General features: G+C 45.8%; 10 protein-coding genes, 1 tRNA gene and 1 pseudogene. 7 read left to right on the forward strand and 5 right to left on the reverse strand.

Translation table 11 applies throughout. The features are described from left to right. The first annotated feature begins 21 nt into the window (after nt 1–21). Together BWI96_RS16045 and BWI96_RS16050 are read left to right on the forward strand one after the other, a co-directional pair. Nucleotides 22–1,023 carry a phosphotransferase enzyme family protein gene (locus BWI96_RS16045; protein ID WP_106637561.1) on the forward strand — a complete coding sequence of 334 codons (1,002 nt, stop codon included), beginning with the start codon at nt 22–24 and terminating at the stop codon, nt 1,021–1,023. Nucleotides 1,024–1,047: 24 nt separating this feature from the next. Continuing rightward, the gene (locus tag BWI96_RS16050) at nt 1,048–2,385 is read left to right on the forward strand and encodes a PAS domain-containing sensor histidine kinase (protein WP_106637562.1); all 1,338 of its coding nucleotides are present in this window, start codon (nt 1,048–1,050) and stop codon (nt 2,383–2,385) included. Nucleotides 2,386–2,809: 424 nt separating this feature from the next. Here the strand turns inward: BWI96_RS16050 and BWI96_RS16055 are convergent, their stop codons facing one another. Then, complete coding sequence (locus BWI96_RS16055; RefSeq protein ID WP_106637563.1) at nt 2,810–3,418, reverse strand: trimeric intracellular cation channel family protein; 609 nt, start codon at nt 3,416–3,418, stop codon at nt 2,810–2,812. 34 nt (nt 3,419–3,452) lie between these two features. After that, nucleotides 3,453–4,025: a hypothetical protein gene (locus tag BWI96_RS16060; RefSeq protein WP_106637564.1), complete on the reverse strand. Its 573-nt coding sequence runs from the start codon at nt 4,023–4,025 to the stop codon at nt 3,453–3,455. Between the two features lie 125 nt (nt 4,026–4,150). Between BWI96_RS16060 and BWI96_RS16065 the strand changes: the two genes are divergently transcribed. From BWI96_RS16065 to BWI96_RS16085, 5 genes and pseudogenes are all read left to right on the forward strand, one after another. Beyond that, the gene (locus BWI96_RS16065) at nt 4,151–5,134 is read left to right on the forward strand and encodes a YheT family hydrolase (RefSeq protein ID WP_106637604.1); all 984 of its coding nucleotides are present in this window, start codon (nt 4,151–4,153) and stop codon (nt 5,132–5,134) included. 93 nt (nt 5,135–5,227) lie between these two features. Then, nucleotides 5,228–7,131, forward strand: a pseudogene (gene serA / locus BWI96_RS16070) (phosphoglycerate dehydrogenase). Nucleotides 7,132–7,200: 69 nt separating this feature from the next. Further along, complete coding sequence (locus BWI96_RS16075; RefSeq protein WP_106637565.1) at nt 7,201–8,322, forward strand: aminotransferase class V-fold PLP-dependent enzyme; 1,122 nt, start codon at nt 7,201–7,203, stop codon at nt 8,320–8,322. 186 nt (nt 8,323–8,508) lie between these two features. Continuing rightward, entirely contained in the window at nt 8,509–9,486 is a 978-nt protein-coding gene (locus BWI96_RS16080) for a Gfo/Idh/MocA family protein (protein WP_106637566.1), read from the forward strand. Between the two features lie 158 nt (nt 9,487–9,644). Further along, a tRNA-Asp gene (locus tag BWI96_RS16085) sits at nt 9,645–9,718 on the forward strand. A gap of 391 nt (nt 9,719–10,109) precedes the next feature. Here the strand turns inward: BWI96_RS16085 and BWI96_RS16090 are convergent. The 3 genes from BWI96_RS16090 to BWI96_RS22975 form a co-directional block, all read right to left on the reverse strand. Beyond that, nucleotides 10,110–10,805: a porin family protein gene (locus BWI96_RS16090; RefSeq protein ID WP_106637567.1), complete on the reverse strand. Its 696-nt coding sequence runs from the start codon at nt 10,803–10,805 to the stop codon at nt 10,110–10,112. A 296-nt stretch (nt 10,806–11,101) separates the two neighbouring features. After that, on the reverse strand, nt 11,102–13,036 hold the full coding sequence (locus tag BWI96_RS22970; RefSeq protein ID WP_255400703.1) for a PKD domain-containing protein: 1,935 nt from the start codon (nt 13,034–13,036) through the stop codon (nt 11,102–11,104). Beyond that, nucleotides 13,033–14,490 carry a ThuA domain-containing protein gene (locus tag BWI96_RS22975; RefSeq protein ID WP_255400704.1) on the reverse strand — a complete coding sequence of 486 codons (1,458 nt, stop codon included), beginning with the start codon at nt 14,488–14,490 and terminating at the stop codon, nt 13,033–13,035. Before BWI96_RS22975 ends, BWI96_RS22970 begins: the two co-directional genes overlap by 4 nt. Nucleotides 14,491–14,599 lie beyond the last annotated feature (109 nt).

The following is a 14,599-nucleotide window of genomic DNA, read 5'->3' on the forward strand; positions in this document are numbered from 1 at the left end:
TTTCCTTCTTACCCTTTTCTTATGTTAACTCTTTTTCCAACCCAGTATTCTACCTTATCTTCTAAACATCTAGGAACGTATATCGGAGAAAAATACGGGTTTTTGAAGGTCTCATGCCGCTTTTTGCTAAGGGGTGTGAGCGATACGTACGTTATTGAACATGCGGAAGGAAAAGCAATTTTAAAAATCTACCGGGAGTCCCATCGAAGCCTAGATGAAATAAAAGGGGAGGTAGAATTATTAGCTATTTTAAAATCAGGAGGTGGAAAAGTGGCGGAAGCCCTGATCGACTTGGAAGGTAATACCGTTCAATCCTTTCAGGCAGCGGAAGGAATCCGTAATGGCGTCGTATTCAGGTATGCCTTGGGAAAGAACGTCTATGACTTCACATATGAACAACTGGAGGTGCTCGGACGCGAAATGGCTTTTAATCATAAGATTACCAGCCAGACTCAATTGCATTACCCTCGTCAGGAATATACTATTGAAACCACGATTGACAGGCCTCTGGAAGTAATTAAACCCTTTTTACTGGATTTTCAGGAAGAGTATCAATATCTGGAAGAGACGGCGAAACGGGTAAAACAAAAGATCAATAGTTATGACCTTCAGTCGTTTAGTTATGGCTATTGTCACTACGACTATTTACCTAAAAATTTTCATTTCGACGAGCATAATACAATCACCGTTTTTGATTACGATTTCGCGGGAAAAGGGCTTTTGATGAATGACATCATGACTTTTATGATGCATTATTTCTTTCATACCACACTCAATCGCATTAGTTATGAAGAAGGAGATCGGCACTTTACTCTTTTTATTGAATCCTATCGAAAAGTAAAAGCTATCTCAGATCAGGAGTTGGAGTTAATGCCGTATTTAGGCTTTGGATTCTGGTTATTTTACCTAGGTTTTCAGTGCGAAAATTTTGACGACTGGTCGAATACTTTCTTTAGTTCCAGGTATTTACAGGATCGAGTTTCTATTATTAAAAAATACATGGGTCGGTATTGTCCCCTTTAAATAAGCGACGCTTTAGCAAATGGCATGAGGAATTTTTCGGCTCAGATTTACATACGTATTCTCATTTTAGTGCTGGTCAGTTTATTACTGGCCTACCTCTGGTTTAACTCCCGCCTGATTGTTACCAAAGGCGTTTTAATCCTTGTCCTGTGCTATCTGAGCTTTGATCTGGTTTCCTACGTAAAAAAGGCCAATCGCCGGGTTATGGATTTATTCGAAGCCATTCGTTATGCTGACTTTACCCGTTCCTATACTACCCGTTACCTGGGTGGCTCGCCGGAGTATGATTTTCTGGTGAAGGAGGTGATCGATTCCTACCGGAAAAACCGGACGGAAAAAGAAGAACTCGTTCGTTACCTCGAAACCATCGTGCAGCACCTGAGTGTCGGACTGATTGTTTTTGGAAAAGACGGGCACGTTGAGACGGTGAATACCGCGACCAAACGGTTAGTAAACCAAGTGGTTATTCGAAACATTCAGGATTTGAAAGCAGACATTCCGGCGTTGGTGGAGGCCTTGGAAACGGCTTCTTCCGGCGATACGGGTTTGTTAAGAATTGACTTAACTGGCGAGGAACGCACCGTGGCCTATGCGGTAACGGAGTTCATCCGTAAAGACCAGAAGCTGAAACTGGTTTCGCTGAAAGACATACAGTCGGAGTTACAAAATCAGGAATTTGATTCCTGGCGAAACCTGACGCGGGTATTGACGCATGAAATCGTGAATTCCATCACACCGATTCATTCGCTCTCTGGTTCATTGAAGGGATTGCTCGAAGCGGAGTGGGAAAATGACCAGCGATTAACCGAAGAAACGTACGGCGATTTGATGGATTCGCTAGCCGTTATGGAGCGACGAAGCCAGAGCTTAATGCAGTTAATCGACGCGTATCGACGCTTTTCAAGACTACCGAAACCTGACTTTAAGATGGTCTCCATCAGTACGGTTCTCCAGAATCTCGTCAGCTTATACCGGGGTGAAGTAGCCGAAAAAGGAATTGAGCTAAGCGTCAGGGTGGAACCAGAAACGCTCGAAGTAACCGCTGATCCTCAGTTAATTGAATTTGTATTGATCAATCTCGTCAAAAATGCCATTCAGGCAATGGAAGGTGTGCCCGATGCCCGGCTGGAATTGATTGGCGAGCTGGACAAAAGCCAGCGGGTTTCCATTCATGTGGTTGATAATGGAAAAGGTATTATTCCCGAAGCCATGGATAAGATTTTCGTTCCGTTTTTCTCAACAAAGCAGGGTGGTTCAGGTATTGGACTAAGCCTTTCCCGACAGATTATGCTTCAGCATCGGGGCATCCTAAGAGTAGAATCTGAACCGGGGGTAAAGACGGTGTTTACGTTACGGTTTTAATACATCCCAGAATTTTACTTGGCCTGGGGAATGTAACTGGCGTGAACGTTGCGTCCCCTGATTACATCTGGGGCTATCCAGCCTGGGGCTATTCGTGTTTAACCCCGCTGGGGTTGTTGTTAAAATTGTTAAATAGGTTTACGAAAAATAACCCCGGAGGGGTTCAATATGAGTAGCCTCGGATGAAATCCGGGGAGATAAGGTTGGTAATGATAATTTATTTCATGCCTGAAGCATGCATCATTACTTTATCTTCAGAGTCTTTCCTCCAAAGCAAAGCGAAGAAACGCATTCCGATTCACAATCGCAGAAGATTGCCAAAGCCCTGATGGTATTAAAGTCTTCGATTATAAATTTTAGACAGCTTTTAATACATCCCAGAATTTTCAAGAAGTTATGGGAAAAGTTTTTAGGTAATTAAAGATTACTCATAAAACCGGGGCAAGGCCCATTGGTATCTTACTACGAGTAACCGAAAAACAAAAATGAATCCAATGGCTACCGCTTTCGCCCAGGGAGCTGCCACGGGAAGTTCCAGCATCAGGTAATACAATCCGCCACCGATGATACTGGCCGTCGCGTAGATTTCCTTTTGGAAAACGATGGGAATATCATTCAAAAGAATATCCCGAATGACACCACCAAAACAGCCCGTAATCACGCCCAAAGCAATACAGATGCCTGGAGGTAATCCATAACGGCTTGCTTGTTCAATACCTACAATGGTAAAGAAGCCCAAACCCAGGGAGTCAAAAAGCAAAAGAGGTTTCTGTAAACGTTCCGTTCCGCGACGAAGAAACATGGATACCACAGTGGCACCGAGAATTAAGAGGGGAGTGGTAGTCGTTCGCATCCAGGACACGGGCGTATTCCCTAATAACACATCCCGAACGGTTCCGCCGCCTACGGCAGTGACGAAGGCAATGATTAATACTCCAAAAGGATCCAAACGGCGTTGCATGGCCGCAAAGGCCCCGGAAACGGCGAAGGAAATGGTTCCGCCCCAATCCAAAAGCCAGCTATATTCCAGCATACATATTTAATAGATTGGGGCAAAAGTAGGGATTTCAGAAGCTCATGTTCACTCCAATCCCTTTATCAGCCGGTCCCAACGTTTTCCAGAGGTGTTCATGCTTTCGAAAATGTTGTCGATGAACGAGATACATTAGGCCATCAAAAGCGAATAGGAAAGCCCCCTGTAGCATAACAGATTTGCCAAAACCCTGATTTCTAGCATTTCCTCTGTTCTTTCCTTTTTCATTGAGGTAGGCTCCCCCCGCTACGTAAGCTACATCGAGAGCGGTATTGACCAGAAATATTTTTTCGAATTTTTCCTGTTGCTGCAAGACTTCGTAAGGCGTGCGAGGTCGAGGTGAGCTGGTTAAGGTACCGATACCCGCTAGTAAAAGATTGACGGCTCCCCAGCCCATATTCATTTGGTGTAAAGCTTTCGCCTCGCCAGAGCTTTGGGCTAGTTTCGACCCACTGTAGGCCAGATTACCCACGGCCCAGCCACCTAATACGTACAAACCCTTTCTAGTGAGGGCGATACGGTTTTGATCGAACTCGCTGGAGGTTTGAGTTAAGCCCTGACGAGGAGTGCCGAGGCACAGAACCAGAAGTGACAGTAATTTTTTCAAGATAGTAACAAATTGGTTGTAAGGTAGATAAGTCAGAAAAGGGCATGCCAGGTAAGTTCAGTAGGGTTGATTTGGAATAAGCTACTACCTTTGTAGAATATTGAATGATTTGGTCGGCGTTTCCCATGCCATTACTTGAGCAATCCGATTACCGTCCCCCGTTTTGGCTGCCTGACGGGCATGCCCAAAGTATCTTCCCCGCTTTGTTCCGAAAAGTGACGGGTGTTGTGTACGAACGCGAACGCATTTCTACCCCCGATGACGATTTCCTGGATTTAGACTGGCGAATGAATACCGATCTGAGCAAGAGCGGTTTGCGTCCTCTGGTTATTCTGAGTCATGGCCTGGAAGGGAATTCTTCGAGTCAGTATATATTGGGAATGGTGAAACACCTCAATGCTCATGGCTACGATACCCTGGCCTGGAATTTCAGAAGTTGCTCGGGAGAAATGAACCGCCTGCCGCGTTTTTATCACAGTGGAGCAACCGACGATCTGGATTTTGTGGTAAAATACGCCCTGACGAAGGGTTATAAAGAGGTATATTTGATGGGTTTTAGCCTCGGTGGTAACCTGACGCTCAAATATTTAGGAGAATTGGCTGAAAATGCTTACCCCGAACTCCGAAAAGCGTTAGTCTTCTCCGTACCTTTGCATCTATCAAGCGGAAGCACGCACCTCGAACGCTGGCAGGCCTGGGTGTATTCGGATCGTTTTAATCGTTCGCTGAAGAATAAGATTCGGCAGAAAGCGGCCCTATTACCCGATTTAATTGATGCCAGCCACATTGATCAGGTGCGTACCATCCGGGATTTTGATAATTACTACACTTCACAACTACACGGGTATCCGGATGCGGAAACGTACTACGAAGCAAATTCTTCGTTGTACTTCATCGAAAAAATCCGCCTTCCTACCAGAATTGTCAATGCACAGAACGATCCGTTCCTGTCCAGCGACTGTTACCCGTACGACCGCTGCAAACCACTGAAATACGTCTGGTTACAAACGCCACCGCAAGGCGGGCATTGTGGTTTTTATCAGGCCGGATACAAGGGGGTGTTGTGGTCGGAGGAATTGGCGTTAAGGTACCTCCTCGAACCATCATAAACGTATTTGAACGAAACCTACTCGTAATTTGCTTCCAATGAAGTAAGTGCGACCATTGTTAATAATCCGTAATAAGTAGCGGTCAATCTGAATATGTTGACAAAAACCCTGGAACAAACCTACTTCGTGATCGATTTCGATTCGACGTTTACGAAGGTTGAAGGACTCGATGAATTGGCAGCCATTAGCCTGGCCAGCCAGAAAAACCGCGATGAAGTCGTGGGTAAAATTAAGGAGTTAACGGATCGTGGAATGGCTGGCGAATTGTCGTTCGAGCAAGCCTTGCAGCAACGAATTGAATTGCTGAGTGCCAGTCGCGAACACGTGGACCTGCTGGTAGAATTTCTACGGGGTAAAGTATCCGATTCGTTCCTCCGTAACAAGGAATTTATCAGCGAATATCGCGATCAGATTTATATTGTCTCCAGCGGTTTTCGGGAGTTTATCGAACCCATCGTAACGGAAATGGGCGTTCGCGAAGATCACGTGTTTGCCAATACCTTCCGCTTCGACGAAGCCGGAACGATTGTAGGGTATGACGACACAAACGTGTTATCAAAAATGGGGGTAAGGTAAGTCTGCTCAGACAACTGAGTCTACCCGGCGATGTCTACGTGATTGGCGATGGATATACCGATTATGAGCTTCGCGAATCTGGTTTAGCCAATAAATTCTTTGCCTTTACCGAAAATATTGAACGTCAGAAAGTAGTCGAGAAAGCCGACCATATTGTAAACTCGCTCGACGAATTCTTATATATCAATCAGTTAAGCCGGAGTCAGTCGTATCCTAAAAGTAAACTGAAAGTATTATTGCTGGAAAATGTGCACGCCCGTGCCGTGGAAATGTTCAGCCGTGAAGGGTTTCAGGTAGAGTTATTGAAAGGAGCTCTGGACGAAGACGAACTGATCGAAAAAATTAAAGATATCAGCATCCTTGGAATCCGTTCGAAAACAATGGTTACCAAACGAGTGCTCGAAAATGCTCCCCGTCTGATGGTAATCGGTGCGTTCTGCATCGGTACGAACCAGATTGACCTCACTACCGCTGAAGAGCGGGGCGTGGCTGTCTTTAATGCTCCTTACTCGAACACCCGTTCCGTCGTAGAAATGGCCGTGGGCGAGATGATTCTGCTCATGCGGGGTATTTATGACAAGTCCGTTAAAATGCACGAAGGCATCTGGGACAAGTCAGCGAAAAACTCGAACGAAGTACGTGGGAAGAAAATCGGGATGATTGGCTACGGTAACATCGGTATCCAGCTTTCCGTGGTGGCTGAAGCTCTGGGGATGGAAGTATTATTCTTCGATCTGGTTGAAAAATTACCGCTTTCGAACGCTCGTCAGTGCCACACGCTGGAGGAATTACTCAACCAGTCAGACGTGGTAACGCTGCACGTGGATGGCCGTAAAACCAACTCGATGCTCATTGGAGAGAAGGAATTCAACCAAATGAAAGATGGCGTGGTTTTCCTGAACCTGTCGCGTGGGCACGTGGTCGATGTAAAGGCCATGGCAAATGCCGTCAAATCGGGTAAAATTCGTGGAGCCGGAGTAGATGTATTCCCTCAGGAACCCAAAACCAACGACGAAATTTTCGAAAGCGAACTGAGAGGATTACCCAACGTAATTCTGACTCCACACATCGGAGGAAGTACCGAGGAAGCTCAGGCCAGTATCGGCGAATTCGTGCCCAATAAATTGCTGGGGTATGTAAATACGGGTAGTACGTATGGCGTGGTAAACTTCCCCGAAGTAACCCTGCCGCCTTTACACGATGCCCACCGGTTGCTGCACATTCACCAGAACGTACCCGGTGTGATGTCCAAAGTGAATGGAATTTTCGCGAAATACGGGGTTAACATTGTAGGGCAGTATCTGAAAACGTCCGAAAAAATTGGTTACGTAATTACCGACGTGGCTAAAAATTACTCCAAGGAAATTGTGCAGGAATTGAAGGAAATTGAAGAAACCATCAAATTCCGGATGTTATATTAATGAATGAAAGCCAGTACGCTTTAGGTTGTACTAGAGCTTACTGGCTTTCTTATCTTGCTGTTTATAGCCATGTCTCAATTGTACTTTACCCCTGGTCCGGCGGAATTATATCCTACGGTTGCTCAACATATTCAAACGGCTCTTGCTGAACAGGTGGGTTCAATTTCGCACCGTTCGGCTGCTTTTCGCAAAATTTATCAGCATACGGATGAACAATTGCGGGCATTACTGAATATCCCTTCTTCGCACGCGATTTTATTTACTGGCTCGGCAACGGAAATCTGGGAACGAGTCATTCAGAACTGCGTAGAATTTGAAAGTTTTCACTGTGTCAATGGGTCTTTCTCGCAAAAATTCTATGATACAGCTAATGATCTGAAGAAGTTCACCCATTTGTTTGAAAAGCCACTGGGACAGGGTTTTGATTATGATGATTTCGTGAAAGTAACTGACGGCACGACGGAGGATACTAGCGGAAAAGTGAAAATTCCTGATTACGTCGAACTGGTTGGTTTAACTGCCAATGAAACCTCAACGGGCGTTCAGATGCGTGGCGTAGATATCAATAAGTTAAAGCGGAGTTACCGTTCTAAACTATTCTGTGTTGATATGGTGTCGTCAGCTCCCTATCACTCGCTTGATTTTGAGGAGGTTGACTCTGCCTTTTTCTCCGTGCAAAAGTCATTTGGGTTACCCGCCGGTTTAGGGGTATGGATTGTGAACGAAAAATGCCTGGCGAAGGCAGAATCGCTCAAAGCCAAGGACAACGTAATTGGCTCGTATCACAGCTTACCCAGTCTCTGGAAAAATTACAAAAACTTTGAAACGCCGGAAACACCTAACGTCTGGAATATTTACCTGTTAGGAAAAGTGGCCGAAGACATGAATCGCGTCGGTATCGAAACCATTCGAAGAGAAACGGATGCGAAAGCCAAGAAGATTTATGATTTTCTGGAAAAAACGGAAGGGTATGAGCCCTACGTTAAAAACCCGGATCATCGCAGCCCAACCGTGGCCGTAGCGAACACCATCGAATCTTCGAAAGAACTGATTGAACGTATCAAGAAAGAAGGAATGATTGTGGGAAGTGGATACGGAAAAGCGAAAGATAGCCAAATTCGAATTGCTAATTTCCCGGCTGTTTCGATGGAACAGGTAGAACGACTTTTACAGGCGATGAAGCCCGTATAAGTAGTTGATCGTTTTGGGTTGTTAGTTGATAGTCAACGTTTGACAACCGAACCCTGTATGGCTAAATAACTATAATAATTTAACTTGTAGTTTTGAAAGATGATGAAAGAAGGCTGGCTTTGCACCAGCCTTCTTCATGCCTGAAGTTTTACACTTATCAACGTATATCCTAAATCTATTTAATCCATGAATTGGGGAATTCTTGCACCCGGACACATTGCCCGCAAATTTGCCGAGGACTTACAGTACGTTGCCGGATCAAAAATGGTTGCCGTAGGCTCGCGTAGCCTGGATCGGGCCATTGGCTTTGCTGAAGAATTCGGCGTAGCCAAAGCCTATGGTTCGTATCAGGAACTGGTCAATGACCCCGATGTGCAGGTGGTGTATGTGGCCTCGCCACACTCTGAACACTATGAACATACACTGTTGTGTCTAAATGCTGGAAAACACGTGCTTTGTGAGAAAGCCTTTGCTTTGAACACCGAGCAGGTGCGGGAAATGACGGCACTGGCCAAAGAGAAGGAGCTTTTTCTGATGGAGGCGATCTGGTCCCGGTTTCACCCAGCCATTCTGCAAACGCTGGAAATCGTTCAGTCGGGACAAATAGGAGAGATTGTCCACGTGCAGGCAGATTTTGGCTTTAAAGCGGAATATGACGTTACCAAACGCTTATTTAACCGCGATCTGGCGGGTGGTTCGTTGTATGACATCGGTTTGTATCCACTTTTCATTAGCAAGTTATTACTGGGTGTTCCCGCCGAGATCAAAGCCTTAGGCACAATCACCGAAACAGGGGTAGATATGAACTGCTCGATGGCCCTGCGTTACGACTCAGGAGCTACCGCCAGCCTGTTCTCTACGTTTGCAGCAAAGACGGATACGACCTGTACGATCTACGGGACTAAAGGTCAGTTATTCATTCAAAGCCGTTTTCACGAAACGACCGGGCTGACGTTATACCCTGAAGATGCCATGCCACAAAGTATCTCTACGGAACGTATAGGCTGGGGTTATGCGTATGAAGCCGAGCACGTGCAAAATTGCATCAGCGAAGGATTAACCGAAAGTCCCTTATTACCGCATTCGTTTAGTATTGAATTAATGGAGAGTCTGGTTGACATTCGAAGACAAATTGGAGTTGTGTATCCTGGTGACGAAAAATAGTTAAAAAATTTTTCGCTGGTAAGTGATTGGTAATCAATCCTGGTGAAAAAAATATCGTAAAAAATGAATTTTCTTTGCTCTGGGACTTGCCAAAGGCGTTTTTAAACCCCTATATTTGCAACCCAGTTCGACGGATAAGTCGTCAGAACAAAGAGAATGGTCCGGTAGTTCAGTTGGTTAGAATACCTGCCTGTCACGCAGGGGGTCGCGGGTTCGAGCCCCGTCCGGACCGCAAAAGCCTGGTAACGCAAGTTATCAGGCTTTTTGCATTAGGGCTTTAGCAGCATTCTTTCTAGGATTATTATTAGTTTAGTTCTTTTCCTTATTCTATCGAGAGCGAAGGAACTTGCTTGACTTTAAGAAAACTTTCTCAATCAAAAAATAACTGCTTACTTCAAACTAGTACGCATTACCTAGTAAGGTTTCTCACTGCGTTCGAAATGACAGAGGCGAGGTCTTTTTTTACTTCTAGAATAGGCTTTTATTCTCCTCTTCTGTCATCCAGAGCGAAGCGAAGGACCTTGCCTAGGCTTAGGAGTACTTTCCTTTACCATGCCGCGGAATGATAGGTCAATAAAAAAAGCTTCTGGACTACCCAGAAGCTTTTTTAACAGATAAGTGAGTTACCGTCCTAATCTTCCCAAGTACCCAATCGATAAACCTACATTTAGCATTCGATTTTCGGGTTGATTTAACCAGCCGTTGGCGAAGTCACCCATGGGGTAATATCCCCGGGCTTCAATCAAGAATTGACCATAATGACTGTTAATGGCTACACCCATGCCTCCCGCAGCTCCATAACCCGTACGATGGTTGAAGTCGTCTTTTTCATATTCCAGCGTTTCTTCGGGCTGTCCAGGATATTTGGTTTTGGTATCTAGGGCATAACTCGCCTGGGCACCGGCATTGATAAAAAACTGCGTCGTGTTACCGAATGAAAAACGAAAAAGAATCGGTACATCTACACTGGAACGGGTTATTCTGGAATTCTGATTTTGCCCGAAATACTTGGTTGTACTTTGGGTATAAAGAATCTCAGGTTGTAAGGCTAAAAAACCACCTAAGGCTAGTTTAGCGGCCAGACCTCCCTGAAAGTCGGGAGCAAGTCCTAGTTCAATCGGACGGTTGTTGTTGATTAATGCCGTGTGTGTGCCGCCAACTTTAAAACCCAAATAGCTTTGACGTTTGAACTCATCGTGATGATTATATCGATGAGTAGATTTTTTGGACGAGCTAGGATAGCGATAGTAACGATACTGAGCCTGACTTGTAGCGACAATTCCCAGTAAAAGGGCAAGTACAATGGATAAGCGTTTCATACGTGAGTTGTTTTAAAACTCATTGTACTTAAAAAATAATGCCAAAAGGTTTGATAAATAAGTATTTTGTGATGGTAAGTACTTATGATTATTTCGACGGAAGAATAACGGTCATACTAGGGTTAAATAGACTTTCAAATTTTCCATGTGGAGATGCGATTCATCGCGTATGGCCTGGAAATGCGTTCGCGTTTAAAGCGAACAAGCCTGATTAGGAAAAATCAGATCCGTAACCCAAATAAAAATCCGGGTCTGTAAAGGCCCGGATTTTTGAGTAATGAAATACAGATTTGAATTTATTTTTTCTGGAATTCGATGGTATCCAGTGCAAATAAATCCTGATTATCCTTAACCTCTGGATTGATGAATACCAGATAAAGATCGCTGGAACGAGTGACTGGGATACTAGCAAGGGTAGCCTTTGTTTCACCCGTTTCACGAATGGTCGCCTGACCAATGACTTTTCCGGTCGGAGAGCCCAAACGAACTTCCACTGTGCCCCCTGCGGCTTTGCCAGGAACCGTTACGGCGTTGAAAACTAATGCCCCAATATTGGTCAGGTCAATTGCTTTAAAGCCGATGTAACTGCCAGTAGTAGTAGCTACTGCCAGGTTTTTCTTCAGTTCCCGGGAGTTCATCGTCTGAATGTATTTCGACACATCGTTACTCAACGCCGGAACTTTAGAGCTACGCAACGTAGCCGTCTTCTGAACCGTTTGAGGAGCAATGGCACCTTTTCCCCGGTCGGTATAGCTGGCCGCAAAAATGTACGTTCCATTCTTGCCATTATCCTGCGGAACGTAATTACCTTTCACGGGCTGGCTCATTTTCTTCTGGTCGCTCAGGCTTAGAATGTACTTCACCATTTCGCCGACGTCAGCTCTGCTGAGTTGGGGGTGAGCACTCATGGGCTGTTCACCCCAAACGCCCGCTCCGCCGTTAATGACCTTTGTAATCAGCCGGTTCTGTACATCCTGGCCTTTGTACTTTTTCGCGACGTCGCGGTAAGAAGGCCCAATGGATTTCTTATCGATGGAGTGGCAGGCTTTACAATCCGAAAGTTCCATGAGGCGTTTGCCCGTCGAGAAGCTCGTATTCATCTGGTGCCCCTGAGCGATAATGGTTTTATCGAAACCTTCCAGGAAGTTGATATTTACCATTACATCTTCTTCGGGGATTTTCTTCGTAGCCAGCGAACCGTCTTCTTTATCCGAAACCTTCACTTCGTAAGTAACGGGCTGGTTATTAAAGTAGAAAGTCTGATTGCCTTTAACGGCCAGTTCCACTTTGGGTAACTCATTGCCTGCCGTTACTTCCAAGGCTTGCTGGCTAGTATGGCCTGCCGCGTCCGTAACTTTCAGGGTCGCCTTATAGGTACCGGGCTTGGTGAAGGTATAAGTCGCCGTTGGCGTTTTGAATTTTTTACCCGCAATGGTCCATTCATAACTCAAGGCATCACCTTCATAATCCATCGAACCTTTGGACGAAAACGTTACCTGTAGAGGAACCGCTCCGGCTTCTTTGTTTGCCTGGGCTACCGCTACCGGCGGACGATTTCCGGCATTATACGTAATGCGAGTCAGGCGGGCCTCGTCGTTTTGAGCGAACCAATTCGGTCCGTATTCAAGCATGTACAGCGATCCATCCCGATCAAATTGCATATCAATGGGGTGCGAGAATTTCCAATCGGGCAGGAAGCGTTCAATACTCTGTAAATCGCCGTTAGGCTTCATCGTTACGATATTGATGTAATCCCGAATCCAGTCGTAACTGAAAAATTTACCCTGATAGAATTCCGGAAATTTCACCTTCGAATCGGCGTCATAATCTTCCCAGTAATAAACGGGCCCTGCCATGGCATTACGTCCACCTTTACCCACGATTTCCCCAAACTCTGGCGAATCGGCGTAGGGGTAATAAATCATTGGTTTCTGAGCCGGGGGTAACTCCTTCAAACCCGTGTTATGAGGCGAGTCGTTAATGGGCTTCGCCGGATCGTATTTTTCACCTGATTTCTTCTTTTCGAAATCGTATCTGTTATACGCCCGGTTATCCGCCACAAACAAGGGCCAGCCAAAATAACCCGCCTGCCGGGCCTGGTTTACCTCATCGTGTCCGCGTGGCCCGCGACCTTCAATGTCATTACCGGCATCCGGGCCTACTTCGCCCCAGTACAGGTAACCGTTGTGCTGATCGACCGAAATGCGGTAAGGGTTGCGGTTACCCATCACGTAAATTTCGGGTAAGGCCTTGGCCGTTCCTTTTTTGAAGAGGTTTCCCTCGGGAATGCTGTAACCCGCCGTTCCGTCATCGTTAGGTTAATTCTTAAAATTTTACCCCGATAATCATTGGTGTTTGAGGAGGTAGCCCGGGCATCATACCCCCGGCGGCCTTCCCGGCCATCGCTTGGCGAGAAGCCTTCCGAGTCGAAAGGATTGGTGTCGTCACCCGTAGAAAGGTATAAGTTACCTGCTTTGTCGAACTCAATTGAACCACCGGTATGGCAGCAACCGTCGCGTTTGACAGGTACACGAAGTAAAACCTGTTCGGTGTTCCAGTTAATCTTTTCGTTCGCTGGATCAAACTTCACCCGCACCAGTCGGTTGGCCGTGTCTGCTCCGTATTTCGCCGCGGAAGGAGAATAATACAAATACATCCAGTGATTATCTTCAAATTTCGGATCCAGGTTAATGCCCATCAAACCATATTCAAATTCCTTGTAAACCTTAACCGTATCCAGCGACTTTACTTTCGAGCTTTTCTTTGGATCGTAATACCGAATTTCACCGCGACGCTGGGTATAAAAAACCTTCCCGTCCCGAACGGCTAACTCCGTAGGTTCGTATAATTTTTCGTCGATGGTTTGACGAGAAAAACGGTTCTCTTCGGGTGCCCGTTGCGTTTTAGCTTTTTTGTAGTCGAGCGATGCTCCGGCTGAGGCCCAGCGTAAACCTCCCCAAAGGTGTTGCAGGAAAAGCGGTTCCATGAACGTCTCATCGGTGTGACCATAAGCCGTGTAGAACATCCGACCGCCATCAAATTCATGATACCAGACCATCGGGTGGTTTTCGCCAGCGTTCATTTTTGAATCGCCGTATGACTTTTCATCGACGGTAATGAGCACCTTAATGTCAGGATTTACATTCTTATAGTCGTAGAATTCGTCGGTACGCTTGAAAGTCGTGGGTAATTCTGCCGTTGCGGGATGGTTCTTGTCGCGAACAGTCATGTCTCCTGTCCGAACGTTGGGATTACCGGGGTGGGAGAGAAACCAGCCACCCACCAGCTTCCCGTACCAGGGCCAGTCGTATTCGGTATCGGCGGCGGCGTGGATGCCTACATAGCCCCCACCAGCCTGAATGTAACGTTCGAAGGCTGCCTGCTGGCTATCGTTCAGAACATCTCCCGTCGTGCTGAGGAAAATGACTGCCTTGTATTTTTTAAGGTTGTCCTCGGTAAAGGCTGCGGAATTTTCGGTGGCATCTACCGTAAAATCGTGCTTGCGACCTAAGGCTTCAATGCAGCGAATACCCTGCGGAATGGAGCTGTGTCGGAACTTAACCGTTTTTGAAAAGACTAATACTTTTTTACCCTTCAGGGGATTTTCGGTAACCTGAGCTTTAACCAGAGCTGGCAATAGCAAGAGGCAAAGCCAGAGGGCTCGTTGCCACGCGGAGAGACGCATAAGAATTAATAGTTTAGAGATCGTACTCAAAGATAAGGAGTTTTAAGTGTATAGTTGACAATTTAAGCTGGTTCTGGACTATAAAAATGAACCGAATATTTCGAATAGA

The organism is Siphonobacter sp. SORGH_AS_0500 (assembly GCF_002838835.1).
Classification (GTDB): Bacteria; Bacteroidota; Bacteroidia; order Cytophagales; family Spirosomataceae; genus Siphonobacter.

Bases quoted from the DNA above. Each gene is read 5' to 3' on its own strand.
- BWI96_RS16055 (WP_106637563.1), bottom strand. From the start codon at position 3,418: ATGCTGGAATATAGCTGGCTTTTGGATTGGGGCGGAACCATTTCCTTC.
- BWI96_RS22975 (WP_255400704.1), bottom strand. From the start codon at position 14,490: ATGCGTCTCTCCGCGTGGCAACGAGCCCTCTGGCTTTGCCTCTTGCTA.
- BWI96_RS16045 (WP_106637561.1), top strand. From the start codon at position 22: ATGTTAACTCTTTTTCCAACCCAGTATTCTACCTTATCTTCTAAACAT.
- BWI96_RS16050 (WP_106637562.1), top strand. From the start codon at position 1,048: ATGAGGAATTTTTCGGCTCAGATTTACATACGTATTCTCATTTTAGTG.
- BWI96_RS16065 (WP_106637604.1), top strand. From the start codon at position 4,151: ATGCCATTACTTGAGCAATCCGATTACCGTCCCCCGTTTTGGCTGCCT.
- BWI96_RS16075 (WP_106637565.1), top strand. From the start codon at position 7,201: ATGTCTCAATTGTACTTTACCCCTGGTCCGGCGGAATTATATCCTACG.
- BWI96_RS16090 (WP_106637567.1), bottom strand. From the start codon at position 10,805: ATGAAACGCTTATCCATTGTACTTGCCCTTTTACTGGGAATTGTCGCT.
- BWI96_RS16080 (WP_106637566.1), top strand. From the start codon at position 8,509: ATGAATTGGGGAATTCTTGCACCCGGACACATTGCCCGCAAATTTGCC.